This window comes from Enterococcus sp. DIV0561, from assembly GCF_050539875.1.
GTDB classification, from domain to species: domain Bacteria; phylum Bacillota; class Bacilli; order Lactobacillales; family Enterococcaceae; genus Enterococcus; species Enterococcus faecalis.
On the sequence record NZ_CP172927.1, the window covers coordinates 1,164,386 to 1,187,028 of the forward strand.

The 22,643-nt window shown below is 37.3% G+C and carries 19 protein-coding genes; 11 read left to right on the plus strand and 8 right to left on the minus strand.

The features are described from left to right. Positions 1 to 101: 101 nt before the first annotated feature. A complete protein-coding gene (gene efbA, locus IGM13_RS05705; protein WP_002416118.1) occupies positions 102 to 1,814 on the minus strand; it encodes a fibronectin-binding protein EfbA in 1,713 nt (570 codons plus the stop codon). 219 nt (positions 1,815 to 2,033) lie between these two features. Between efbA and IGM13_RS05710 the strand changes: the two genes are divergently transcribed. The 4 genes from IGM13_RS05710 to IGM13_RS05725 all read left to right on the plus strand — a co-directional run bounded on the left by IGM13_RS05710 (position 2,034) and on the right by IGM13_RS05725 (position 6,438). After that, positions 2,034 to 2,693 (plus strand): hypothetical protein, encoded by a 660-nt coding sequence (locus IGM13_RS05710; protein WP_002419831.1) that lies wholly within the window; start codon positions 2,034 to 2,036, stop codon positions 2,691 to 2,693. Positions 2,694 to 3,772: 1,079 nt separating this feature from the next. Continuing rightward, positions 3,773 to 4,762, plus strand: coding sequence for a tryptophan ABC transporter substrate-binding protein (trpX, locus tag IGM13_RS05715; RefSeq protein WP_010715117.1), 990 nt, complete (start codon positions 3,773 to 3,775; stop codon positions 4,760 to 4,762). A 24-nt stretch (positions 4,763 to 4,786) separates the two neighbouring features. After that, a complete protein-coding gene (locus IGM13_RS05720) occupies positions 4,787 to 5,674 on the plus strand; it encodes an ABC transporter permease (protein WP_002419830.1) in 888 nt (295 codons plus the stop codon). Further along, entirely contained in the window at positions 5,671 to 6,438 is a 768-nt protein-coding gene (locus tag IGM13_RS05725) for an ABC transporter ATP-binding protein (protein WP_002357878.1), read from the plus strand. Before IGM13_RS05720 ends, IGM13_RS05725 begins: the two co-directional genes overlap by 4 nt. A 32-nt stretch (positions 6,439 to 6,470) precedes the next feature. Here IGM13_RS05725 and IGM13_RS05730 read toward each other — a convergent pair whose 3' ends face one another. Together IGM13_RS05730 and IGM13_RS05735 are read right to left on the minus strand one after the other, a co-directional pair. Further along, entirely contained in the window at positions 6,471 to 6,932 is a 462-nt protein-coding gene (locus IGM13_RS05730; protein ID WP_002357877.1) for a threonine/serine exporter family protein, read from the minus strand. A gap of 11 nt (positions 6,933 to 6,943) precedes the next feature. Then, on the minus strand, positions 6,944 to 7,720 hold the full coding sequence (locus tag IGM13_RS05735) for a threonine/serine exporter family protein (protein WP_002378231.1): 777 nt from the start codon (positions 7,718 to 7,720) through the stop codon (positions 6,944 to 6,946). A 230-nt stretch (positions 7,721 to 7,950) separates the two neighbouring features. Between IGM13_RS05735 and IGM13_RS05740 the strand changes: the two genes are divergently transcribed. Continuing rightward, positions 7,951 to 8,157: a hypothetical protein gene (locus IGM13_RS05740; protein ID WP_002357875.1), complete on the plus strand. Its 207-nt coding sequence runs from the start codon at positions 7,951 to 7,953 to the stop codon at positions 8,155 to 8,157. A 17-nt stretch (positions 8,158 to 8,174) separates the two neighbouring features. On the opposite strand, the gene IGM13_RS05745 is transcribed toward IGM13_RS05740, so the two are convergent. Then, positions 8,175 to 8,954 carry a Cof-type HAD-IIB family hydrolase gene (locus tag IGM13_RS05745; RefSeq protein ID WP_002363786.1) on the minus strand — a complete coding sequence of 260 codons (780 nt, stop codon included), beginning with the start codon at positions 8,952 to 8,954 and terminating at the stop codon, positions 8,175 to 8,177. A gap of 214 nt (positions 8,955 to 9,168) precedes the next feature. On the opposite strand from IGM13_RS05745, the gene IGM13_RS05750 reads away from it, so the two are divergent. Both IGM13_RS05750 and IGM13_RS05755 read left to right on the plus strand, forming a co-directional pair. Continuing rightward, on the plus strand, positions 9,169 to 9,888 hold the full coding sequence (locus IGM13_RS05750) for a response regulator transcription factor (RefSeq protein ID WP_002381953.1): 720 nt from the start codon (positions 9,169 to 9,171) through the stop codon (positions 9,886 to 9,888). Further along, the gene (locus tag IGM13_RS05755) at positions 9,888 to 11,345 is read left to right on the plus strand and encodes a sensor histidine kinase (RefSeq protein ID WP_002407008.1); all 1,458 of its coding nucleotides are present in this window, start codon (positions 9,888 to 9,890) and stop codon (positions 11,343 to 11,345) included. Before IGM13_RS05750 ends, IGM13_RS05755 begins: the two co-directional genes overlap by 1 nt. Positions 11,346 to 11,382: 37 nt before the next feature. Here the strand turns inward: IGM13_RS05755 and IGM13_RS05760 are convergent, their stop codons facing one another. The 3 genes from IGM13_RS05760 to IGM13_RS05770 all read right to left on the minus strand — a co-directional run bounded on the left by IGM13_RS05760 (position 11,383) and on the right by IGM13_RS05770 (position 14,864). Next, the gene (locus tag IGM13_RS05760) at positions 11,383 to 11,934 is read right to left on the minus strand and encodes a hypothetical protein (protein ID WP_002360506.1); all 552 of its coding nucleotides are present in this window, start codon (positions 11,932 to 11,934) and stop codon (positions 11,383 to 11,385) included. A gap of 14 nt (positions 11,935 to 11,948) precedes the next feature. After that, entirely contained in the window at positions 11,949 to 12,650 is a 702-nt protein-coding gene (locus IGM13_RS05765) for a hypothetical protein (RefSeq protein WP_002357870.1), read from the minus strand. A gap of 105 nt (positions 12,651 to 12,755) precedes the next feature. After that, entirely contained in the window at positions 12,756 to 14,864 is a 2,109-nt protein-coding gene (locus IGM13_RS05770) for an LTA synthase family protein (protein WP_002357869.1), read from the minus strand. 257 nt (positions 14,865 to 15,121) lie between these two features. Between IGM13_RS05770 and IGM13_RS05775 the strand changes: the two genes are divergently transcribed. After that, positions 15,122 to 16,294, plus strand: a complete 1,173-nt coding sequence (locus IGM13_RS05775; RefSeq protein ID WP_002419828.1) for a class I SAM-dependent rRNA methyltransferase — start codon at positions 15,122 to 15,124, stop codon at positions 16,292 to 16,294. Between the two features lie 66 nt (positions 16,295 to 16,360). Here IGM13_RS05775 and rnhC read toward each other — a convergent pair whose 3' ends face one another. Next, positions 16,361 to 17,278 (minus strand): ribonuclease HIII, encoded by a 918-nt coding sequence (gene rnhC, locus IGM13_RS05780; protein WP_002419827.1) that lies wholly within the window; start codon positions 17,276 to 17,278, stop codon positions 16,361 to 16,363. A 218-nt stretch (positions 17,279 to 17,496) separates the two neighbouring features. Here rnhC and IGM13_RS05785 point away from each other — a divergent pair, with 218 nt between their 5' ends. From IGM13_RS05785 to rimP, 3 genes are all read left to right on the plus strand, one after another. Then, positions 17,497 to 19,917, plus strand: coding sequence for a cation-translocating P-type ATPase (locus tag IGM13_RS05785; protein WP_002419826.1), 2,421 nt, complete (start codon positions 17,497 to 17,499; stop codon positions 19,915 to 19,917). A 141-nt stretch (positions 19,918 to 20,058) separates the two neighbouring features. After that, positions 20,059 to 21,945, plus strand: coding sequence for an Ig-like domain-containing protein (locus IGM13_RS05790; protein ID WP_002419825.1), 1,887 nt, complete (start codon positions 20,059 to 20,061; stop codon positions 21,943 to 21,945). Between the two features lie 205 nt (positions 21,946 to 22,150). After that, positions 22,151 to 22,624: a ribosome maturation factor RimP gene (rimP, locus tag IGM13_RS05795; RefSeq protein WP_002357863.1), complete on the plus strand. Its 474-nt coding sequence runs from the start codon at positions 22,151 to 22,153 to the stop codon at positions 22,622 to 22,624. Positions 22,625 to 22,643 lie beyond the last annotated feature (19 nt).

Sequence of the window (22,643 nt, forward strand, 5' to 3'; positions counted from 1 at the left end):
TGAGCTTACTTGTGTTATTTATCACTTGATAAATGTTTTTGCCAATGCAAAAAAACAACGTACGATCAATCGGCAGTACGTTGTTTTTTAGTTTAATATAATTAGGAAGTAGAATCCTTATTTTGCTGGATTTTTTTGATCGATTCTTCTGTTGGCGTCACATATAACGTTCGTTGGTTTTCATAAATCACATAACCTGGTTTTGCTCCATTGGGTTTATGCACATGTTTTACTTGGACATAGTCAACAGGCACTTGTGAAGAAAGTCGATATTTTGAAAAATAAGCTGCTAGAAGTGCGGCTTCAGTAAGGGTTTCTTCGCTAGGATGTGCGTCACGAATAATTACATGAGATCCAGGAATATCTTTGGCATGGAGCCAATAATCAGTTTTTTTAGCGGTTCGTAAAGTTAATTGATCATTTTGCAAATTGTTTTTTCCAACGAGAATAGGTGTGCCATCTGTGGCATAAAAAAGATCGGGTTGGCTTTTTTTCGGCTGTTTTTGTTTTTTATTTTTTTTACGTTTTAAATAGCCTTGCTCAATCAGTTCTTCACGAATCACTTCAATGTCCATTGGTGTCGCAATTTCAAGTTGTGCCACAACTGACTCTAAATAAGAAATTTCTTGTTGCGTTTGCTGAATTTGTGTCTTAACAACTCGGACAGCATTTTTCAATTTTTGATATTTTTGAAAATATTTTTGTGCATTTTGATTAGGTGAAAGTGCAGGATTTAGTGAGATACGCAACGGTGCATTTTCTTCATAATAATTTGGTAATTCCACCTCGGTGGCTCCTTTTGGGACTTGTGCCATGAAGGTTGTTAATAGTTCTCCGTCGCGACGGTAATTTTCAGCGTTTTCTGTATCGGCTAAGGTTTGCTGTAATTTTTTAAGTTTCTTTTGATTTCTTTTTAGTTCATTTTCAATTTTGCGAATTAGTTCGCCGCCTTGTTGTTTGACACGGTCTTTCTCTGCTTTACCAGAATAAAAGGCATCTAGTAATTCACTGAGTGTCGGATACGTTGTTTGTTCACCAGCTAATGATTGATAAGGAATGGGCGTAAAATATTCCTTTTTTTCAGTGACGGTTAATGTCGGTACAACAGCTTCAGTGACTGAGGACCAAAATTCCGTCCAGATGGCCATTTTTTCATTTGGTTGTGCAAGTAAACGGGCACTTAATTCGTCTGCTGTATCTTTGCCTAGACCTTGGAAATGCTGTTGTAAATAGCGTCCGTTTAATTCAGGAGCTGTAGAAAGAAGCGCAAAGACTTCTTCTTTTGAAGCCGTGAGCGGATTAAGTCCCATTGGTTTTGGCGGTTCAATATAAGTTGCTCCAGGAAGCAACGAACGATAACTATTTTGGCTCATTCCAATGTGTTTTATCGCATCTAAGATTTTTCCAGAAGATTGGTTAACTAAAACGATTGTACTGTGACGTCCCATTAATTCAACAATCAAAACAATATTTTGTAAGTCACCTAGTTCATCTCTTTTTGAAAAGGTGAAGTGAATCACGCGATCATTTTCTATTTGTTGAATCGTTTCTAAAATGGCACCGTCCAGAAATTTTCGTAACATCATCACAAAATTAGGAGGTGTTTCTGGATTGCTATAGGTAATTGTAGATAGTTGTATGCGCGCATAACTAGGATGTGCTGATAATAATAATTTATGGTTTTTACCTTTCGCACGAATGACTAAAACGACTTCGTTTTCATAAGGTTGATGGATTTTTGAAATCCGGCCACTTACGAGTGTTTCTGTCAACTCATGAACCATGCTATGAGTAAATACGCCATCAAATGACATAATAAATCCCTCGTTTCTTTCCGACTAATAGCTTTATTATAGCGGAGTTTTTGAATTTAAGAAAGAAGCTTGTTAAAAAGGAGTTGGGTTTTCCTTAGAAAGCTGGGGAAGTTTGCTGGTTTTTTTAGTAATTAAAGCGCAAGGGTAGGCAAGAAAGAAAATGATTAGTATAATAGATAAGAACTAAAAGCGAGGAGCGATTAGAAGTTGAATAATTTTATGGAAGAACTAAAAGAGGCATTTTATGAATTAAGACAAAGAAAACTGTTAATGATTACCGCTATTGTAGCATTAGTATTAATAATTGGCTCAATCATTTTTATTCCAACGATGCAGAAAAATATTCGAGCTGCTCAAGTTGAATCGTTAGTCGCAGGACCCATCAAATCAGAGAAAGTCAGTGTCTTAGATTACAAAACAGCAGATAAGAAAATCCAAGAAACAGGAGCCATGTCAGTCATGTTTGCTAAACCATCTGGCAAGCAATACGATCAAATGGTGAAGCTGTTTAATTCAGATAAAATGAATGAATTTCATCGTTCGCTGTATATCTATCCGTTAATTTATAATGCTGGCAAAGCACAAGAGCAATACAATGTTAGCGGCGATGAGATTACGCTTGTTTTCTTTGAAAATGGCAAAGAAAAGACACGGACGGTTGTCGAAAAATCTATGGATTTAAAAACACAATTAATACCAGAATTAAATCGATTACCGATGGCTGGCGTTTTGAAAGACCAACAAAAGGCAGCCCAAGAAGCTGAAAAAGAAGCAGCAAAGAACGCTGAAACACAGACGACGACCAGCACGACTGGCGTTGCTCAATCTACTGAAACGACGACAGAAAGCACTGATACAGTACCAGAAACTGGTGAATAATAGCTAGCTATGTTAAACTTAGATTGTAGAAAGTTTTAAGGAATTAGAAAGAGGGGATTTTCGATGGCATTAGTAATTTCAATGACGATTTTAGTAAGTTTATGGCTGATTCAATCGCAAAAACAAGCAGTTAAAGTTCCCGTGAAAATTGAAAGAAACCGAAACAATTAAGTGGTAAATATGCTGAAATAAAGAAAAACGAGCCTCTCATAAGAGTGGCTCGTTTTTTAGAAGTAAAAGAAATGCAAGAAAATAAAAACTTTTTCTTGACGAACAAAATCAATATAGTGTAGACTACCTTTAACAACATAACTAGGAGGGGAAATACATGACACAATTATCTAACGTAAAAGAAATGCACCAATCATGGCAAAACTGGCGTAGATAGTTGTATGTATGATTCTTTCATAGATACAACTTTAGAAGACTTATTCTAAAAAGTGTATCTATGCTGGTTATATTCAAGAAGAAAAAACGACCACATAGAGGACCCATCTATGTGGTTTTTGTTTTGCATAAAAACAACGACCACTCCTAAACACTTAGGATAAGTCGTTGTTTTTTTGCTACGAATCACTACGATTGGCACGAAGTGACAGAGTAGATGCAGGCTGCGTATACTCGCCGCAGTTTGGCCTTTAAGAGTGATGAGTAGTACAAGGTGAACGAAGAGAACGTTGTCCCATTCGTAGAAAAGTGCTCCTGCGATTCTCACCAAAGTTGCGATCCTCGTCGCAGTTAAATCCTGACAAGCACTACGATTGGCACAAAGTGACAGAGTAGATGCAGGCTGCGCATACTCGCCGCAGTTTGGCCTTCAAGAGTGATGAGTAGCACAAGGTGAACGAAGAGAACGTTGTCCCATTCGTAAAAAAAGTGCTCCTGCGATTCTCACCAAAGTTGCAATCCTCGTCGCAGCTAAATCCTGACATTTGTAAAAAAGTGTTCCTTAGATTTTGACTAAGCAGAGGATTACGAATCTCAGTTTCACTTTCAACGGAAGAAATGCCCTATAGATAATGGTTTTATTATTAAAAAGAAAAAGTTGCCAAACAAAAGGGCAGTTAGGAGAATGCAAAATGAAAAATAAACGTTTAACGTTTGTCGTGTCTTTATTAGCTATTTATTTAATTGGTGCTTTTTTTGTGAATCAAAAAGTGACGAATTCAAAGAAAGAAACCGTTACTGTAGGGGTTTTGCAGTTTGTCAGTCACCCCGCATTGGACGAAATTTATAAAGGTGTCGAAGAAGGGTTAAAGGAAAATGGCTATGACAAAGGCAAAAACTTAGAAATTATTTTTCAAAATGGTCAAGCCGACCAGAGTAAGTTAGCAATCATGAGTCAACAATTAGTACAAAAAAAGGCAGACGTTTTAATTGGTATCGCCACGCCAGCTGCGCAAGCGTTAGCCAACACTACCCAAGAAATCCCAATCATTTTAGGCGCCATTACGGACCCTGTTAGTGCTGGATTGGTGAAAGACAATCAAAAGCCAGGCGGTAACATCACGGGTGTTAGTGATCAATCACCTTTGTCAGCCCAGATGGATTTACTAAAAGAATTGGTACCAGCTGCCAAAAAAATAGGTATTCTCTATGCTTCCTCAGAAGAAAACTCTCGATACCAAGTAGCTGAAGCGCAGAAAGCAGCTGAAGACAAAGGATTGACAGTGAAAACATATGCTGTGCCATCAAGTAATGAAATTGCACAAACGGTTCAAGTAATGACTAAGGAAACAGATGTGATTTATATACCAACTGATAATACGATTGCTAACGCCATGCAAACGGTAGTTGGAGAAGCAAATCGAACCAAGACGCCGATTATTCCTTCGGTGGATACAATGGTAGAACAAGGCGGTTTAGCAACTGTTGGGATTAATCAACATGCGTTGGGGGTACAAGCCGGCAAAATGGCAGCAGAGGTTCTGTCTGGGAAAAGTCAACCAGCAACTACACCCATTTATACCTTTAATACAGGAGACACAATTATCAATGAAAAACAAGCTCAAAAGTTAGGAATTACGATTCCCGCAGAGCTAGCAAAAAAATCGAAATTGATTAACTAATTATCAAAGAAAGTAGGAGAAGCGATGATTGTTTCAGCAATTGGACAAGGAATGTTATGGGCCTTGTTAGGACTAGGTATTTTTATGACTTATCGTATTTTAAATTTTCCAGATATGACCACAGAAGGTTCATTTCCGTTAGGGGGGGCGGTTTGTGTAACTGCCATTACAACAGGGGTTTCACCATTTGTAGCGACTCTTTTAGGGGTCGGAGCAGGAATGCTTGCCGGTTTAGTGACTGGTTTACTATTTACAAAAGGAAAAATTCCAATTATTTTAGCAGGAATTTTAGTGATGTCTGGTTTAAATTCCGTGATTTTATTTGTGATGAAGTCGCCAAATAAGTCTTTATTAAACCAACCGAAGATTCAAGATGTTTTTCAAAAAATGGCCTTACCCGATTATTATGATACTATTTTTTTAGGGATTAGTGTTTTGGCTGTGGTAATGATTTTACTGTTATTTTTCTTTAACACTAGTTTAGGACAAGCCTATATTGCGACAGGTGACAATGAAGAAATGGCTCGCTCGATTGGCATTCAAACGGATCGCATGAAAATTTTAGGATTGGTTTTATCGAATGGCTTGATTGGCTTATCTGGCGGTTTGATTGCCCAAAATGATGGATATGCGGATGTAAGTAAAGGAACCGGTGTCATTGTGATTGGCTTGGCTTCACTCATTATTGGTGAAGTACTGTTTGGAGAATTAACGTTTGGTGAACGGTTGATGGCGATTGTTGTAGGGAGTATTATTTATCAACTATTGATTTTATTAGTGATTAAATTAGGCTTTGATACGACGTATTTGAAAATCTTCTCAGCAGTGATTTTAGCAATCTGTTTAATGATCCCACAATTGAAAAAAGCATTACGACTACACGGCTTTTCTGATAAGGGGGAAACGAAATGAAACCAGTTGTTGAATTAAAAAATGCGACAAAAATCATTGATAATGGGATGAATGAAAAAAAAGTGATTTTGGATCATGTGAACTTAGCCATTTATCCTGGGGACTTCATTACTGTTTTAGGTGGAAATGGCGCAGGCAAGAGTACGCTATTCAATAGTTTAGCAGGAACTTTGACACTAACAGAAGGACAATTTTTAATTGAAGGAGTCAATCGCACCAATCTTTCTGAAGTCAAACGGGCCAAATCTCTAGCGCGTGTTTTTCAAGATCCTAAAATGGGGACAGCACCAAGAATGACTGTGGCAGAAAATTTATTGCTTGCCATGAAACGCGGACAAAAACGTCCCTTAACATTACGGAAGATAAATGAGCAACGCGCCTTGTTTACAAAAATCTGCCAAGAAGTTGGCAATGGCTTGGAAAATCATCTGGATACACCGACAGGTAACCTTTCTGGCGGTCAACGCCAAGCCTTAAGTTTATTAATGGCCACTATCACAAAACCAGAATTATTACTTTTAGATGAGCATACTGCTGCCTTAGATCCCAAAACATCCAAGCAGTTGATGCACTTAACGGAACAACGGATTGAAGAAGGGAACTTAACTTGTTTAATGATTACCCATCGAATGGAAGATGCTTTACGATATGGCAATCGTTTAATTGTTTTACAAAAAGGTAAAATTGTTCAAGATTTAAACGCTGCTGAAAAAGCACAATTAACGCTACAAGATTTGTTGCTGTTCTTTGAAGAAGTAGAATAAAAAACAAGCTCGTTTTCTGAGCTTGTTTTTTTTTATTTTTTGACCAATCGGAAGAGTCGCTTGGGGAAAAAACGTTTGACAATTCGTTCCAGTAACGATGTCACCATAAAGCCCGCTGCGATAGCTGCAGCAGTAAAGACAACTTTTAAAATCAACTGCAACCCGTCATCAATATTTCCTAACAAAATGCTCCGAACTGCTTGATAGGCAGGGCCTCCTGGCACTAAAGGAACCAAACTCGGAATATAAAAAATAATCATCGGCATTTTTTTGTAACGGGAAAAAAAGATACTAGCGATTCCTAACCCGACCGTTCCTAAAAAGTTTGCAAAGGTTTGACTAGCATCAAAAGTTTGCGTTAAGACATAATAAATCATCCAGCCTGTCATGCCAGTAATACCACAAGCCACCAGTGCTTTACGAGGAATGTTCGTAATAATACCAAACGTCACAGTCGCTAAAAAACTAAAGAGAAGATGAAAAATTAGTTCCATTTGAACACTCCTTACATAAATAATTTAAAAATCAAGGCAATTCCCAGGCCAACAGACCCAGCAATAAAAATAGCTTCTGTCCCTCGCGCCGTCCCGCTGATGAGGTGGCCGGCTAAAATGTCGCGAAAAGAGTTCGTAATCGCCACACCTGGAACTAATGGCATCACCGCACCAATAATAATATTATCGATGTTGACCGCTAAGTGAAAATGCACAGCCAAATAGGCCAACAAACCAATGACAAAAGCGGCTGCGAATGAATCAAGGTAAGGAACTTGGAATAACTTTTGGGTAAAAAGATAACTGGCATACCCAATCACGCCAACAAAAAAAGTTGCAATAAAATCTTGCCAAGTGCCACCAAAAATGTACATTAACGTACAACTAACAATCCCAGCTGCTAACAAGCGTAACGAAATTGAAAAAGTGGGGGTATCTGTTTCTAATAGAGTTAAGCGCTGATAAAGCTCTGGTAGAGTAATCTCTTTTTGTGCAAATTCTCTTGATAATTGATTGACAAGGCTAACTTTTTCCAAATTAATCGAGCGCTGGGGGATGTTTTCTAATTGCGTATAATTACTGGAACGAAAGCCCACGAAAATCCCTGTAGCCGTCGTGTAACAAACGCTCTCTGGCTCGCCAGCATTTGCTGCAATCCGAGTAATTGTATCTTCGGTTCTATATACTTCAGATCCGCTTTCCAGCATAATTTTTCCAGCTAAAATGCATGTATCAATAATTAATTGTTTTCTTTTTTCGCTATTAACCAAAGGAATGGCTCCTTTCATTTCGAGTTCACTTTTAGTGTATCATTTTTTTTAAGAACTGTACGCAATTTAAAACAGAGATAGAAAAAAGTGTGATTTTTTACAAAAATGAAACGAATCTTAAGAATAAATGAAAACAAATAAGGAATTAGTAAAAATTATGGGTTAGTTGTAAGAATCTGGGATCTTTCCTTGCATTTTAGTAGGAAACATCCTATCCTAAACATAGAAAAACAAAGGGGTCAATAAAAATGGACAACCAATGGTTACTCTACGGAATTAGCAGTGTCGTATTAATTATTTTAATCAGAAGAACAATCCTATCAGGAAACATCGTATTAAGTTGTTTGTTGGGAGCGATTTTGCTGATTCAAGTAGTGGGAGTAGCTCTCTGTGCACAGCAGAAAAAGAAAAATGAACATACAAAAGAACTACCTTCTTCTAAAGTACATCAATAGAAGAAGGTAGTTTTCTCTTATAGTAAATCAAATTTTTTCAAGCCATTAACAATGCCATTCTCAGTATTTTTAGTTGAAATAAAGGTGGCTTTTTCTTTTAGTTCTTCTCGCGCATTACCCATGGCAATTCCATAATCACAGGCCTCAAACAGCGCCAAATCATTGATGCCATCACCAAAGGCATAAGTGGGAATGCCGTTTAATCCCAAGGTGTTAAAAAGATTTTTGACACCAGAGCCTTTAGAGACCCCTTTACGAACAATATCTATTGAAAAAGGACCATTGCGATAAAAGGTTAATTCAGGAAATCGCTCATAGTAATATTCATCATCATCGCCATGTTGACTTAAGACCAACATCATGTTGACGGCATCATTCTCATAACCTGTGGGATCAATTTCTGGAACAGCTGAATGAATATAGTCATAGGCTTGTTTCACTGTGCCAGTATGCCCTGTACAAAAAATACGGCGCTCATTGTAAAAAGCCAATTCATGACCACGCTGTTTGACATGTTCATGCAGTGAAACACATTCCTCTGTTGTAAATTCATCTGAATAAATCGTTTTTCCTTCATAATGAATAAATTGCCCGTTCATTACAATCGCAGAATCAATGCCACTGGCTTTCATAATTGGCTGAATCTCACACAAGGTCCGTCCTGTCGCAATTAAAGGTAAAATTTGATTGTCTTTCAAGGCCGCCACTGCTGCGGTAATCTCAGGAGTAATTTGCGATGTTCCATCTAACAAAGTTCCATCTAAATCAAAAAAAGTAATAGCTTTCATTTTATCCATACCCTAACATCCTCTCTACGCTTGTTATTTTAACAAACTTTTCTGAAAAGACAATGGGTTCCTTTCGTTTTCTTTAAAAGAGCAGGAAAAAAAGTGATTTTTGATGGTTCTGTAAAGGATTTTTGAAGAAATATAGAATCGGTTGGTACAAATTCAATTTTAGAGTATACTACAATAGAGCAGTTTTATGAAAAGTGAATAAGGAGTGAATGAAATGAATATATTAATGATTGAAGACAATGAATCCGTCTCAGAAATGATGCAAATGTTTTTCTTAAATGAAGGGTGGGAAGCTACCTTTAAAGATGATGGCAAAGAAGGATTGGCGACTTTTCTTGCTTCGCCAGAAAAATGGGACATGATTACGTTAGACTTAAACTTACCTAGTATGGATGGGATGGCTGTTTGTCGTGAAATTCGCAAAGTTTCAGCCAATGTTCCCATTATTATGTTGACTGCTCGTGATTCTGAAAGTGACCAAGTAATTGGCCTTGAAATGGGTGCGGATGATTATGTGACAAAACCATTTAGTCCATTAACTTTGATTGCACGGATGAAAGCTCTACATCGTCGTGCCGAGGTGGCAGAGGCTGCGCATGATACGTCTGAGAATACAGATGAAACGTTTGATGTGATTACGGATCATTTTAAAATGAATACGAAAACACGAGAAACATATTTAGATAATCAATTAATTGAAGGCTTAACACCTAAAGAATTTGATTTGCTATACACTTTAGCAAAAAAACCACGCCAAGTCTTTTCACGCGAACAACTACTAGAATTGGTTTGGGACTATCAATACTTTGGCGATGAACGGACAGTTGATGCCCATATCAAAAAATTACGACAAAAAATTGAAAAAGTGGGTCCTCAAGTCATCCAAACGGTTTGGGGCGTAGGGTATAAATTCGACGATTCAGGTGTTGCTTAATGAAGTATTTGTATCAACAATTACTTGCTTTTATAGGTGTGATTGCTCTGATTATTCTCATTGTCGGAACGTCTTTCACACAATTGACCAAGCGCACAATGCAAGAAAATAACTATGAACAGCTGTATGGTTATGCAGAATCGGCTTTAGAAACACGTGACTTTTTTATTAATGTTGCAGGTGTTTCAGATCGAGATGTTTTATCCTATTCATTTCAGTTGACTGAGCGCGTACTCCAGAAGCAAGATGTGCAATTTGTGTTTATTAACAAGGACCGCGTAGTGCAGTACCCACCAGTTGATAGCACAAAAAAATTAGACTTTTCCTTAATCGATAAAAATTGGGATCAAATCATGAAAGGTAATCGTGTTTATGCAACAGAAAATATTGATATCTATGGGGAAAAGAATACTTCAGCTTATGTGATGCTGCCTGTGCGTGATAAAAATACTAATAATCTGCTTGGTGCAATAGTTATTACACAACCTGCCAAAAACGTTGACCGAAGTGTCCAGTCCGTGACACAAAACTTGATTAAAGGCTTTATTTTTTCTGGTGTGATTGCCTTGTTACTAAGTTATCTATTTGCGACTTTCCAAGTGAAACGAATTAATCGGATGCGTAAAGCCACCAAAGAAATTACTAGTGGAAATTTTGATATTCAATTACCGGTTCATGACAAAGATGAATTTGATGACCTAGCAGAAGATTTTAATAAAATGGCCGCGTCTTTAAAAGAATCACAAGAAGAAATCAATCGGCAAGAAGAGCGCCGTCGTCAATTTATGGCGGATGCTTCTCATGAAATGCGGACGCCTTTAACAACTATTAATGGCTTGTTAGAGGGATTGCAGTATAATGCTATTCCTGAAAATCAAAAAGAGAATGCGATTAAACTGATGCAAAATGAGACCGCTCGCTTGATTCGCTTAGTCAATGAAAATCTTGATTATGAAAAAATTCGGACCAACCAGATTCAAATTGTTGTGAAGAAGTTCAACGGAACAGAAGCTTTAGAAAATATTGTGACTCAACTAACGGCCAAAGCTGAAGCCGCCGGTAATCAATTGTATTTAGACACCACCGAACCAATTGATGTGTATGCCGATTATGATCGTTTCGTGCAAGTTGTTGTCAATATTGTTCAAAATGCCATCCAATTTACTGAAAATGGCGAAATTCATATTGCTTTAGAAAAAGGCTATTTAGAAACCATTGTCCGTATTTCTGATACAGGAATTGGCATGACGGAAGAACAAATTCTGAATATCTGGGATCGTTATTACAAAGTAGATCCATCCCGTAAAAATACGAAATATGGAGAATCAGGATTAGGCTTACCAATCGTTCAACAATTGGTCCGCTTGCATAAAGGAAAAATCAATGTTGAGAGTGAACTTGGTAAAGGCACCACGTTTATTATTTCATTTCCTGATGTTGAAATCACTGAAAACTAAAGAAAACGTCTGGTCACAATCAGTGCCAGACGTTTTTTTAGTTTAATAACGCATGTAGAGACAGGGGGTGCACATAGGGACTATCAATAATTTGTGGATCCTTTGTCAGAAATAGCAAGCGCTTGTTTCTTTTTTGAACTGCTATTTTTAATTGAGGTAAAATTTCTTGACGTTGTCCAATCGTTAATGAAGAAAAGATGTCATCAATCACTAACGTACTTGTTTTTGAAAGCAAAAGTTGTATTATGCGCATTTTAATTTTTTCAAAAGTCGTAAAAGAAGTAAAGGAACGACCAAGTAAGGCAGGTTCTAATTGGAACACCTGGAAAGCTTCGGCTAGAACTACTTTTCGATCCCGTTCTTTGATCGTACTAGCGATAAATAAATTTTCTTCTAATGGCAAGTAGGGCAGAAAGGTTTCACTAGAAGAAAGCCTAGTAATGGTTAGTTGATTTGTTTGGAAAAAATCGGCCAATGCGAGTTCTTGTTCTGGAGCAGAATAAATGATTCCATAAACTTCTCGCAAAGCTAACGCGTCGAATGAGGATTTTTTTTCGGTTGTTTTTTTGAATGATGGTGTGACATTCATAGAAAATCCCTCCCTTATTTCTGATGTGTGCGTAAATAAATCAATGTGAAAGGAGTCCCACAAACAAGAGGAATGCCAAGCAAGATTAAGCAGTTAACAAAACAATTACGGATTGTATAAAGCGACTGCATACTTTTAAAATCAAAAGAAAACGCTTGGATCGTTTGAATCCCTAAATGCTGGATATTTGTAATCGTGACATCCTGGTCGGTACTTTTAGCTAAAAATGCTGGAGTTTCCAAATGAGACCACTGTAAAATAGCATCACGGGCAGCCCAAAGAACAGTATTATACGTTTCTTGAAACATTAAAGTGAAAAGTAAAAAACTGAAAATTCCTAATAGAGCCGGTAAACACAACTCTAGTAAAAGCTGTTTGGTGACATACATATTTGAAAAGTGCATGTGATACCATGTATGTATTTCTTCCTTTTTTATGCGTAATGTCACATACATCAACAGAAGAAAAGTAACACCAAAGAAAATGACACTACCTAGATAGAGGTGCCAATAGTATTGAATCAGTTGGTAATGGTAACTAGTTTGTTTTTCAATATCGACAAAGTCTGGCATCGTTCGTAAAAACTCTTTTTCAAAATCAATTAAGTTAAACAGCCCAGTCAATAAGAAAGAGAACAGGAAGAAGAAGAGTGCAGTGATTAACGTGATTTTTTTATGATAAAAACTACTAGCTGTAGCGTAACGGACACTTCTCATCAACTTTCACCTCTCTAAACTATCTTTAGTATAGTGAAATAATATGAATTAATTATGAAAAAGTAGCAAAAAAGCTTGAGCAAATTGCTCAAGCTTTTTGAAGATTTATTTACCCGTTTTTTGATAGCCTTGATAACTGTCAGTGTGATATTCATCAACGGTTGATTTATTATTGTTTTTACTGTAAACACTCGTTGATTTTTCACCTTTTTCTTTTTCAATTGCTTCCAGTTGTTGCAATTGGTTCTTGTAATCATAGTCTTCTGGGTTAACTGGTTTTAAGCCGCTATTGGTATAGAAACGAAGCAAGTCACCGTTAGTAATTTGGTCAGACGTTTCTAATTGTTTCGTCGCTTTGGCTTTTAAATCAGCGACTTCTTTCTTAACTTCTTCGGTTGGCTCTGTAATTAAAGTGCCTGTTTTAGTATCGTAAATGCTAGAACCTAAAATAGTATATTTAGGTGTTACAACATTGCCGTTGCGGAAAGCAACGATTTGATTGTGTTGTTTAGAGAATAAATCTTGGCCTAACTGAATGTAGTTTTTCGTATCGACACCAAGCAAGTGTAGAAGGGTTGGTAAGGCATCAACTTGGCCGCCATACGTATGGTTCACACCGCCATTTTCTTGACCAGGAACGTGAATCATATAAGGAACACGTTGCATATTGGCGTTGTCAAAATCGTTCCAATCTGCTTTGGTTTTACCTACTAATTCTGCTAAGTTTTGGTTTCTTGAATTAGAAACCCCATAGTGATCGCCATAAAGAACAATGACTGAGTTTTCATAGAGACCTGAAGATTTCAAGTAGTTAAAGAATTCTTCGACCGCTTTATCTAAATAATTCGCTGTTGCGAAATAACCATTAATTGTTTCGTCAGAGGTTTTTGCAATTGGGAATCCTGCTTCATCATTTGTAAATTGAGAATAAGGATAATGATTGGATACAGCAATAAATTTAGAATAGAACGGTTGTTGTAAATGCTCTAAATATTGAACGGATTGATTAAAGAATGGTTTATCGTGTAACCCATATTGGAATGAGTTATCTGAATTAACATCATAATAACTAGCATCAAAGAAATAGTCATAGCCTAAACGTTTATAGGTTTCATTTCGATTCCAGAAGTTACCGGCATTTCCGTGGAAAGCAGCGCTAGTGTATCCTTGCGTTTGTTTTAAAATATCGGGTGCTGCTTCAAACGTATTTTTCCCACCAACTTGTGTAAAGAGTGAACCTTGGTCTAAACCAAATAGTGAATTTTCAAGTAACGTTTCGGCATCACTTGTTTTTCCTTGACCAACTTGGTGGAAGAAGTTATCAAAGCTAAAGGTACTTTTACTATTGTAAAGACTATTGATAAATGGTGTGACTTCGTGTTCTACGCCATTTTCATCTTTTAATTTGTAATTAACTAAAAATTGTTGGAAACTTTCTAAATGGATATAAATTACATTTTTGCCTTTTGCAATACCAAACTTACTATCATCGGGTGCCGCATATTGTTGTTTCACGTAATCTTCAACTTGTTTCATATCGTTAGCACTAGCTTCGGCACGGACTTGGTTTGTTTGGTAAGTTGTAATGCCATCGTATACGGTAAAGGCATTTAAGCCTAAGAATTTCACGATATAGTCACGAGAGAATTGACGTCCTAATAATTGGGGACGTTCTGTTTCAGCCATAAATAGATTGAATAAGAAAAAGACAACAGAAAGGAGTGTGACAGAGACTGCTACACGTGCGCGGACTGGACGCGCATCTGTTTTAATTTTTTTCGTTAACAATAATACGCCAATAATAATGAAGTCTAAGAAATAAATGACGTCATAAGGTCTAAAGAGACGTAAGGCACTTTCGCCAAGACCGCTAGCTACTTTGCCAGCACCAAGCATCGTATTAACTGTGATGAAGTCAGTAAATTCTCGATAATACACGACATTTGAGAAGAGCAGTAAACTCATCAAGAAGTAAATAATCATCATTGTAATATAAGAAGCTTTTTTACGGCGAACATACAAAGCGATGGCTAATAAAAAGACCGTTGTGGCAATTGGATTAATTAAGAGTATGAAATACTCGTTAATATTTTCCAAACGTAAATGGAAATCAACGGCGTACGCAAAGAGGTTTTTTAGCCACAGTAAGATGGCGATTAGCGAGAATAACCCCAGTCGCGTGTTCAAAATATTTGTTTTAAATAATTTTTTCAAAATAAACGTCCTTTCTAAACGATGATTCTATAAAAGTAAAATTAGGTAAATTTCGTATTTTACAATATCGCTTTAATTTTACTCTTTCACAAATTTTATGTCAATTCTTACCGAAGTGAGGAATGGTGATGTTAAAGAAAACTTACTATTTCCTTAAACTTTTTAGTTCGTTAAATGACGTGAAGCTTGAATCCTTTAAAGACAGATGGGCCTTTTTTTGCTATACTAGATAGGACTTTGAAAAGTAGGTGTACAGAATGAAACTTCAAGTAACTAAAAAAGCAGAACATAAATTTAAAAAAGGATATCCTTTAATTCAGAAAGAAGATTTGCAACAAGTGCCAGCGCCGTTACCAACAGATTGGCTTACTTTGATTGATAGTAAAGGCCAGCGTTTAGCTGAAGGATATTTAGGCGAACAAAATAAAGGAATTGGTTGGTTGCTGTCATGGCATGGACCAATTAATCAATCTTTTTTTCAACAACTCTTTGAAATAAGTCGTGAGAAGCGGACATCTTTTAAAAAGGATTCGCTGACAACCGCTTATAGATTATTTAATGGAGAAGGAGATGGCATTGGGGGTCTAATCATCGATCGCTATGCAGATTACGCCGTTTTTTCATGGTATAATGAAACCCTTTATCAGAAAAAAGCCGAACTTTTGACGGCGTTTCGCACAGTTTACCCTGACATTATTGGTGCCTACGAAAAGATTCGTTTTTCCACAAAAAATTTACCCGAATCACAGTTTTTGTATGGCGAACAAGCACCCGAGCCATTACTTGTCACTGAAAATGGCGTTCAATTTGCTACCTATTTAAACGAAGGATTAATGACAGGCATCTTTTTAGATCAAAAAGAAGTTCGTGGTCGATTAGTAGATGGTTTTGCAGTAGGTAAAACAGTCTTAAATATGTTTAGTTATACAGGTGCTTTTTCAGTAGCTGCCGCTATGGGGGGTGCCGTGGCCACCACTAGTGTGGATTTAGCTAAACGAAGCTTACCGAAAACGACTGAGCAATTTGAAGTCAATCATTTAAATCTTGCCGCGCAAAAGATTATTGTCATGGATGTTTTTGACTACTTTAAATATGCTTCACGTAAAGGCTTGAGTTATGACATGATTATTTTGGATCCGCCAAGTTTTGCTCGCAACAAAAAGAAAGTTTTTTCCGTTGCTAAAAATTATGGGGAGCTAGTGAAAGATTCTATTGATATTTTAACGGATAAGGGAACGCTTATTGCCTCAACCAATGCGGCAAATTTATCCTTGGCCAAATATCAAAAAATGGTGATTACTGCCTTGCAAGAGAAAAATGTTCGTTACAAGATTACGGACACGTATCAATTACCAGCAGACTTTCAAGTGAATCCTAATTTTCCAGAGGGGAACTACTTAAAAGTCCTGTTTATCGAAATTGAAAAATAATTTTTTACACCAAGCAAAAGTCCCAGCGCCGCTAATCGGCATTGGGACTTTTGCTTGGTGTTTATTTTATAGTAACTTTTGGGCTTTTTGGGTGTTTGCAAAATGCAGCTTCGCGTAATTCGCTAATAAGTCTAGGCCGCCTTTTTTCAAAATACGGGCGGCTACTTGGTCTGATTTGCTGCCAGCACCAGAGGGCACAGAGAAACCCAATTCTGCAGATTCTTTGTCTAACTCTTCTAAAAAAGCAGCGCGGCTAATAATAGAGGCGGCAGCAACGGCAACATGATACTGCTCTCCTTTAGTGACGAAGAACAATTTTTCAGTGACTTGATTTTTTTCATTACGAACATATTTCCGATAGTTATTTTCAGGGGTGAATTGGTCAATTAAAATCCCTTCTGGCTTTGTGGGAGCCAATTCTTGCAGCAACAGATAAATCGCTTGGTTATGCAAAGCGACTTTCATGTGTACAGCATTGTAGTTTGGTTGGATCTCATTGTATTTTTTTGGTTCAACGATTAATAACTTGTAAGGAATCAGTTCTTTAATGACATGTGACAATTGAATAATTTGTGGGTCGGTTAATTCTTTGGAATCACGAACACCCAATGCTTTTAGTTTGCTAATCATGCTTTTGTCAACATAGGCAGCACAGACAGTTACTGGACCAAAATAGCTACCATTACCGACTTCATCGGAACCTATCACAGACCAGTTGCCAAAATCAGCAGGCAGCGTTGTAGTCTGGGGGGACACTTTTTTCTTTGGTGTGGTACTCGTTCCTTCCCAACGAGCGGCCTCTTTTTCAGCTTGAGGTCCCTGAAACATGACTTTACCTGATTGATAAGCGGTGATAGTAGTGGTGCCAAGCTTGGCCACAAAGACAGTATAAGGGACCGTTTTATTTAAACGATTGGGTTGATAAACAGTGGTCATCTCTGCTAATGTTTTTTTACTAACTTTAATTACGTGATTCTGTGCCATCAATTGTTCCTCATTTCTTGATATTTCTTCTTTACTATAGTAAAGGAAAAACAAGTAAATGAAAAGGTTTTGCGTTAGCTTATTCCTGAAAATGACAATGTTTAGGAAATGTATAATTTTTTTCTATAGTTGGGCGCTAGTTGTTATCTAAATTTTTATTCAGTGCTATACTGTGGGAGAGAAGGAGACGATGAAAGAGTCGACTAGAACAAGGGGTGATGTGTTTGAGAAGAAAAAAAGAAATGCAAGAAAATGAACCAATAGCAGTGACTGCTAACGCGGAACGCTATTATCCAGAAGATAAACAAGGCTTGACGGCCGCACAAGTTGAAGAAAGAAAGCGAAAAGGCTTAGTCAATGCCGCCGTCGATACAGAGTTTATCACAACGAAACAGATTGTTATTAATAACGTATTTACGTATTTCAACTTAATTTTTGTGGTACTAGGCGTGTTATTAATGCTGGTACAATCTTATAAAAATATGACCTTTTTGCCAGTAGTAATCATTAATACGGTCATTGGAATTTACCAAGAAATTAAGTCGAAGAAAGTATTAGATAGCTTAAATATTCTAAACGCTACAAAAGTAACCGTTGTGAGGGATGGCCAAGAACAAGAAATTTCGCCAGATGAGCTGGTTTTGGATGATGTGGTGCTCTTTAAATCGGGTGAACAGATTTCTGGGGATGCAATTGTCTTATCTGGTGAAGTCCGTGTGAATGAATCCTTGTTAACTGGGGAATCTGATGAGATTACCAAAGTAGCAGATAGCCAACTTTTGTCAGGTAGCTTTATTGTGTCAGGTTCTTGTTATGCAAGAATTGATAAAATTGGCGCTGAGGCCTATGTTCATCAATTGACGCTTGAAGCGAAATCAATTAAAAAAGGGGAACAATCAGAGATGGTCGGTTCCATTAACCGTTTGGTGAAATGGGTAGGGATTATTATTATTCCAATCGGCTGTGTTCTATTTTTCCAAAGTTATTTCATCAACCATCAAGGGCTTCATGACAGCATTGTCTCCATGGAAGCTGCCTTGATTGGGATGATTCCAGAAGGGTTGTACCTTTTAACAACCGTTGCATTAGCTGCCAGCACAATGCGCTTAGCGAAGCGCGGCGTTTTATTGCACAACATGAAAAGTATCGAATCCTTAGCACGTGTCGATGTGTTATGTGTAGATAAAACAGGAACAATTACTGAAAACACGATGGAAGTCCAAGAGTTGGTTCCTGTGGTGAGTATCGAAAATGATGGTACAGACTTAACCAATGTCGAAAAATTAATTGGCGATTTTTGTCGAACAATGTCAGCTGACAACGATACGATGAAAGCTATGAAAGAATTTTTTGTTACTAATAATCAGAGGGAAGCCGTTAGCTATACCTCGTTTTCGTCTGTCGAAAAATTTAGTAGCGTGACTTTCCCGGAAGCGACGTATATTCTTGGGGCGCCAGAGATGATTTTGAGAGACAATTATGAAATGTATCAATCTGAAGTGGAACATTATACAAGTCAAGGCTATCGCTTATTGGTGTTTGGAAAGTATTTAGGAGAATTTCAGGAAACGTTGGCAGCAGAGGTTCAACCTCTAGGCTACATTCTTCTTTGGAATCCGATTCGTAAAGAAGCCAAAGCAACTTTTGAATATTTCGCTGAACAAAATGTGGCCATTAAGGTCATTTCTGGCGATAATCCTTTAACAGTATCCAATGTAGCACAAGCGGCAGGCATTATTGGTGCTGAAAATTATGTGGACGCGCGAACATTAACTACAATGGAAGCCCAGACAGAAGCTTTAGAAAAATACACCGTTTTTGGTCGTGTCACGCCAGAACAAAAGAAACAATTTGTACTATTGTTGAAAAAATTAGATCATACAGTGGCGATGACAGGGGATGGAGTCAATGATATTTTAGCCATGAAAGAAGCAGATTGTAGTATTGCCATGGCTTCAGGAAATCAAGCTACAGCACAAGCCTCGCAAGTTGTGTTGTTGGATTCTGATTTTTCAACGATGCCGGAGGTTGTCTTTGAAGGCCGCCAAGTAGTTAATAACATTGAACGCTCTTCAAGTTTATTCCTTGTAAAAAATATTTTCTCCTTGCTAATGTCTGTCTTTGCTATGATTTTTGCCGTGACATATCCTTTACAACCGACACAAGTCACATTGATTAGTTTATTTACAATTGGTATTCCTTCGACATTTCTAGCTTTGGAACCAAATCATCGTCGCATTGAAGGGAAATTTCTTTTCAATGTGTTATCAAAAGCAATTCCTGGTGGGTTAACGGATATGTTGGTAGTCGGTGCCTTACTAATTTGTGGTGATATTCTTGCACTTCAAAAAACGGACATTTCAACGACTGCAACATTGTTGCTAGTTTCAGTCGGCTTTATGGTTCTTTATAAAATTAGTTCACCAATGAATCGTTACCGCAAGCGCGTAATGATTGGCTGTTTAATCGGAATGGTTCTTACAAGTATTTCCATGAAAAACTTGTTCTCGTTAACTTCGGTATCGCCAACAGCCTTGTTACTTTTAGCCATTCTTTTCTTTGCAGCAGACTCAACTTTCCAACATTTATCAACCATTTCTGAAAAAGTTCAATTATGGTTTTATAAGAAAAGACATTAGGAGCAAAACACCGAGCCAAAATTATTTTGGTTCGGTGTTTTTTGTTTTTTATTGTTGGGAAAAATAAAAACACTTGTACCTAGTTAATCCTTGATAGTATAAACCTAACCAATTATTTTAGATAGGAAGGATTGAATAAAAATGAAAAAAAGAAGTTTTGTCTATTGGGGAATGTTTTTCATTCTTTTGTCGACGCTGATAACGCCTTTTCTGAAACTTGAAACAGGATATGCGCAAACGGAACCAACTAGTACCAGTGAAACCAATCAAATTTCTGCTACGCCAAACGTAGTACCGCGTAAGCAAGTGGGCAACATTGTGACAGCGATTCAGCTAACGGACAAAGAGGGAAACCCACTTGGGACCATTAATCAATATACAGACATCTACCTCCGAATTGAGTTCAACTTACCGGATAATACCGTTAATAGTGGGGATACGAGTGTGATTACTTTGCCCGAAGAGCTACGTCTCGAGAAAAATATGACCTTTAATGTAGTAGATGATACAGGTGCTGTGGTTGCAATCGCACAGACCGATGTAGCAAATAAAACGGTCACGTTAACGTATACAGATTACGTAGAAAACCATGCCAATATTAGTGGGTCTTTATATTTTACAAGTTTGATTGATTTCGAAAATGTCGAAAATGAATCCAAGATTCCTATTTACGTCACGGTTGAAGGGGAAAAAATATTTGCTGGCGAACTTGATTACCAAGGTGAAGGCGATGATGCTAACGAAAAATTTAGCAAGTATTCGTGGTTTATTGAAGACGATCCAACCGAAATTTACAATGTACTACGGATTAATCCAACAGGGCAAACGTATACTGATTTAGAAGTGGAAGATGTGCTAAAAACAGAAAGTTTAAGTTATATGAAAGACACTATGAAAATTGAACGAGGACAATGGACACTGGATGGAAATGCTATTTGGCAGTTCACGCCAGAGGAAGATATAACTGGTCAGTTGGCTGTCCAGTATGGTCCTGATGACCGTAATTTTTCGGTACATTTTGGCAATATTGGGACTAACGAATATCGTATCACCTATAAAACCAAAATCGATCATCTTCCCGAAAAAGGTGAAACCTTCACAAATTATGCAAAATTAACAGAAAATCAAACGGTGGTGGAAGAAGTCGAAGTGAGTCGTGTCTCACAAACGGGTGGTGGAGAAGCCAATGGTGAACAATATGTTGTTGAAATTCATAAAGAAGATGAAGCGGGCCAGCGTTTAGCAGGTGCAGAATTTGAACTCATTCGTAACTCAACCAATCAAACAGTGGCCAAAATCACAACAGATCAAAACGGAACAGCGATTGTTAAAGGCTTGTTAAAAGATAACTATACTTTAGTAGAAACCAAAGCACCTATTGGTTACCAACTTTCGCAAAACAAGATTCCAATAACACCTGAAGACTTTGGTAAAAACTTAGTTGCACTGAAAACTGTTGTGAATCATAAGATTTCATATCAACCAGTCGCTGCTTCATTTTTAGCTGAAAAAGTTCTTTTAGGAAAACCACTGAAGGATGCTGAATTTCAATTTGAATTGTTAGATGAGAAAGGCACAGTACTAGAAACGGTTAGTAACGATACTTTAGGGAAAATTCAATTTTCACCATTAACCTTTGAAACTCCCGGAAACTATCAATACACCATTCGGGAAGTAAACACGCAACAGACAGGTGTTTCCTACGATACGCATAATCTTCAAGTTCAAGTAACCGTCGAGGTACTTTTAGGAAATCTCGTGGCGACTATTCAGTATGATGGAGGTCAAGTATTTACTAATCACTATACGCCAGAAAAACCTATAGAAAGTACCACGCCACCAACGAGTGGGACAACAGATACTACCACGAATTCAACCACAGAAACTACTTCGATAACCATTGAAAAACAGGCGATTCGTAATAAAGAATTGCCAAAAACAGGAGAAACAAAAGAAAACGCGTTTCTTTTCTTAGGTAGCCTTCTTTTGATTCAAGGATTATTTATCTATTTTAAAACGAAAAAATAATCGCTTAGATAGTTTCAGTAATCGAGACAAAATGTGCAAATTTCGAGAGATTTAGCTTGTTCATTTGAGTTTGGAATGGTTCTGTGCTATACTATCTTTAGCGTAATGATACTAGTTGGGAGTGAGCGGATTTCTGCTCACTCTTTTTGATGGAAAAATCATCAGGACACGGTTCGTTACATCAATCTCGAAGGAGGCGAAAATTTTGAGTAGTGCTGTGGAAACTGTAACAAAGTTAGTCACACCAATCTTAGAAGAACAAAATTTTGAACTTGTGGAAGTAGAGTTTGTTAAGGAAGGAAAAAATTGGTTTTTACGAGTATTTATCGATAAAGAAGGTGGCATTGATATTGAGGAATGTGCCTTTGTCAGCGAAAAATTAAGTGAAAAACTAGATGCAATGGATCCAGATCCAATTCCGCAAGCGTACTTTCTGGAAGTTTCTTCTCCGGGAGCAGAACGTCCGTTAAAGAAAGAAAGCGATTATGAACAAGCGGTAGGCAAGTACATTCATATTTCTCTTTATCAAGCAGTTGATGGAGAAAAACAGATTGAGGGTACCTTAGTCCATCTTGATTCAGAACAATTAACATTAAGTGTAAAAATTAAAACCAGAGTGAAGGAAATGACTTTTGAACGTAAAAATATCGCAAAAGCTCGTTTAGCCATTCAATTTTAATCAACAGACTCGAATGTAA

Bases quoted from the DNA above. Each gene is read 5' to 3' on its own strand.
- IGM13_RS05725 (WP_002357878.1), top strand. From the start codon at position 5,671: ATGAAACCAGTTGTTGAATTAAAAAATGCGACAAAAATCATTGATAAT.
- IGM13_RS05710 (WP_002419831.1), top strand. From the start codon at position 2,034: ATGGAAGAACTAAAAGAGGCATTTTATGAATTAAGACAAAGAAAACTG.
- IGM13_RS05790 (WP_002419825.1), top strand. From the start codon at position 20,059: ATGAAAAAAAGAAGTTTTGTCTATTGGGGAATGTTTTTCATTCTTTTG.
- IGM13_RS05735 (WP_002378231.1), bottom strand. From the start codon at position 7,720: ATGAAAGGAGCCATTCCTTTGGTTAATAGCGAAAAAAGAAAACAATTA.
- IGM13_RS05755 (WP_002407008.1), top strand. From the start codon at position 9,888: ATGAAGTATTTGTATCAACAATTACTTGCTTTTATAGGTGTGATTGCT.
- efbA (WP_002416118.1), bottom strand. From the start codon at position 1,814: ATGTCATTTGATGGCGTATTTACTCATAGCATGGTTCATGAGTTGACA.
- IGM13_RS05720 (WP_002419830.1), top strand. From the start codon at position 4,787: ATGATTGTTTCAGCAATTGGACAAGGAATGTTATGGGCCTTGTTAGGA.
- IGM13_RS05745 (WP_002363786.1), bottom strand. From the start codon at position 8,954: ATGGATAAAATGAAAGCTATTACTTTTTTTGATTTAGATGGAACTTTG.
- trpX (WP_010715117.1), top strand. From the start codon at position 3,773: ATGAAAAATAAACGTTTAACGTTTGTCGTGTCTTTATTAGCTATTTAT.
- IGM13_RS05740 (WP_002357875.1), top strand. From the start codon at position 7,951: ATGGACAACCAATGGTTACTCTACGGAATTAGCAGTGTCGTATTAATT.
- IGM13_RS05750 (WP_002381953.1), top strand. From the start codon at position 9,169: ATGAATATATTAATGATTGAAGACAATGAATCCGTCTCAGAAATGATG.
- IGM13_RS05760 (WP_002360506.1), bottom strand. From the start codon at position 11,934: ATGAATGTCACACCATCATTCAAAAAAACAACCGAAAAAAAATCCTCA.
- IGM13_RS05730 (WP_002357877.1), bottom strand. From the start codon at position 6,932: ATGGAACTAATTTTTCATCTTCTCTTTAGTTTTTTAGCGACTGTGACG.
- IGM13_RS05785 (WP_002419826.1), top strand. From the start codon at position 17,497: ATGTGTTTGAGAAGAAAAAAAGAAATGCAAGAAAATGAACCAATAGCA.
- IGM13_RS05765 (WP_002357870.1), bottom strand. From the start codon at position 12,650: ATGAGAAGTGTCCGTTACGCTACAGCTAGTAGTTTTTATCATAAAAAA.
- IGM13_RS05775 (WP_002419828.1), top strand. From the start codon at position 15,122: ATGAAACTTCAAGTAACTAAAAAAGCAGAACATAAATTTAAAAAAGGA.
- rnhC (WP_002419827.1), bottom strand. From the start codon at position 17,278: ATGGCACAGAATCACGTAATTAAAGTTAGTAAAAAAACATTAGCAGAG.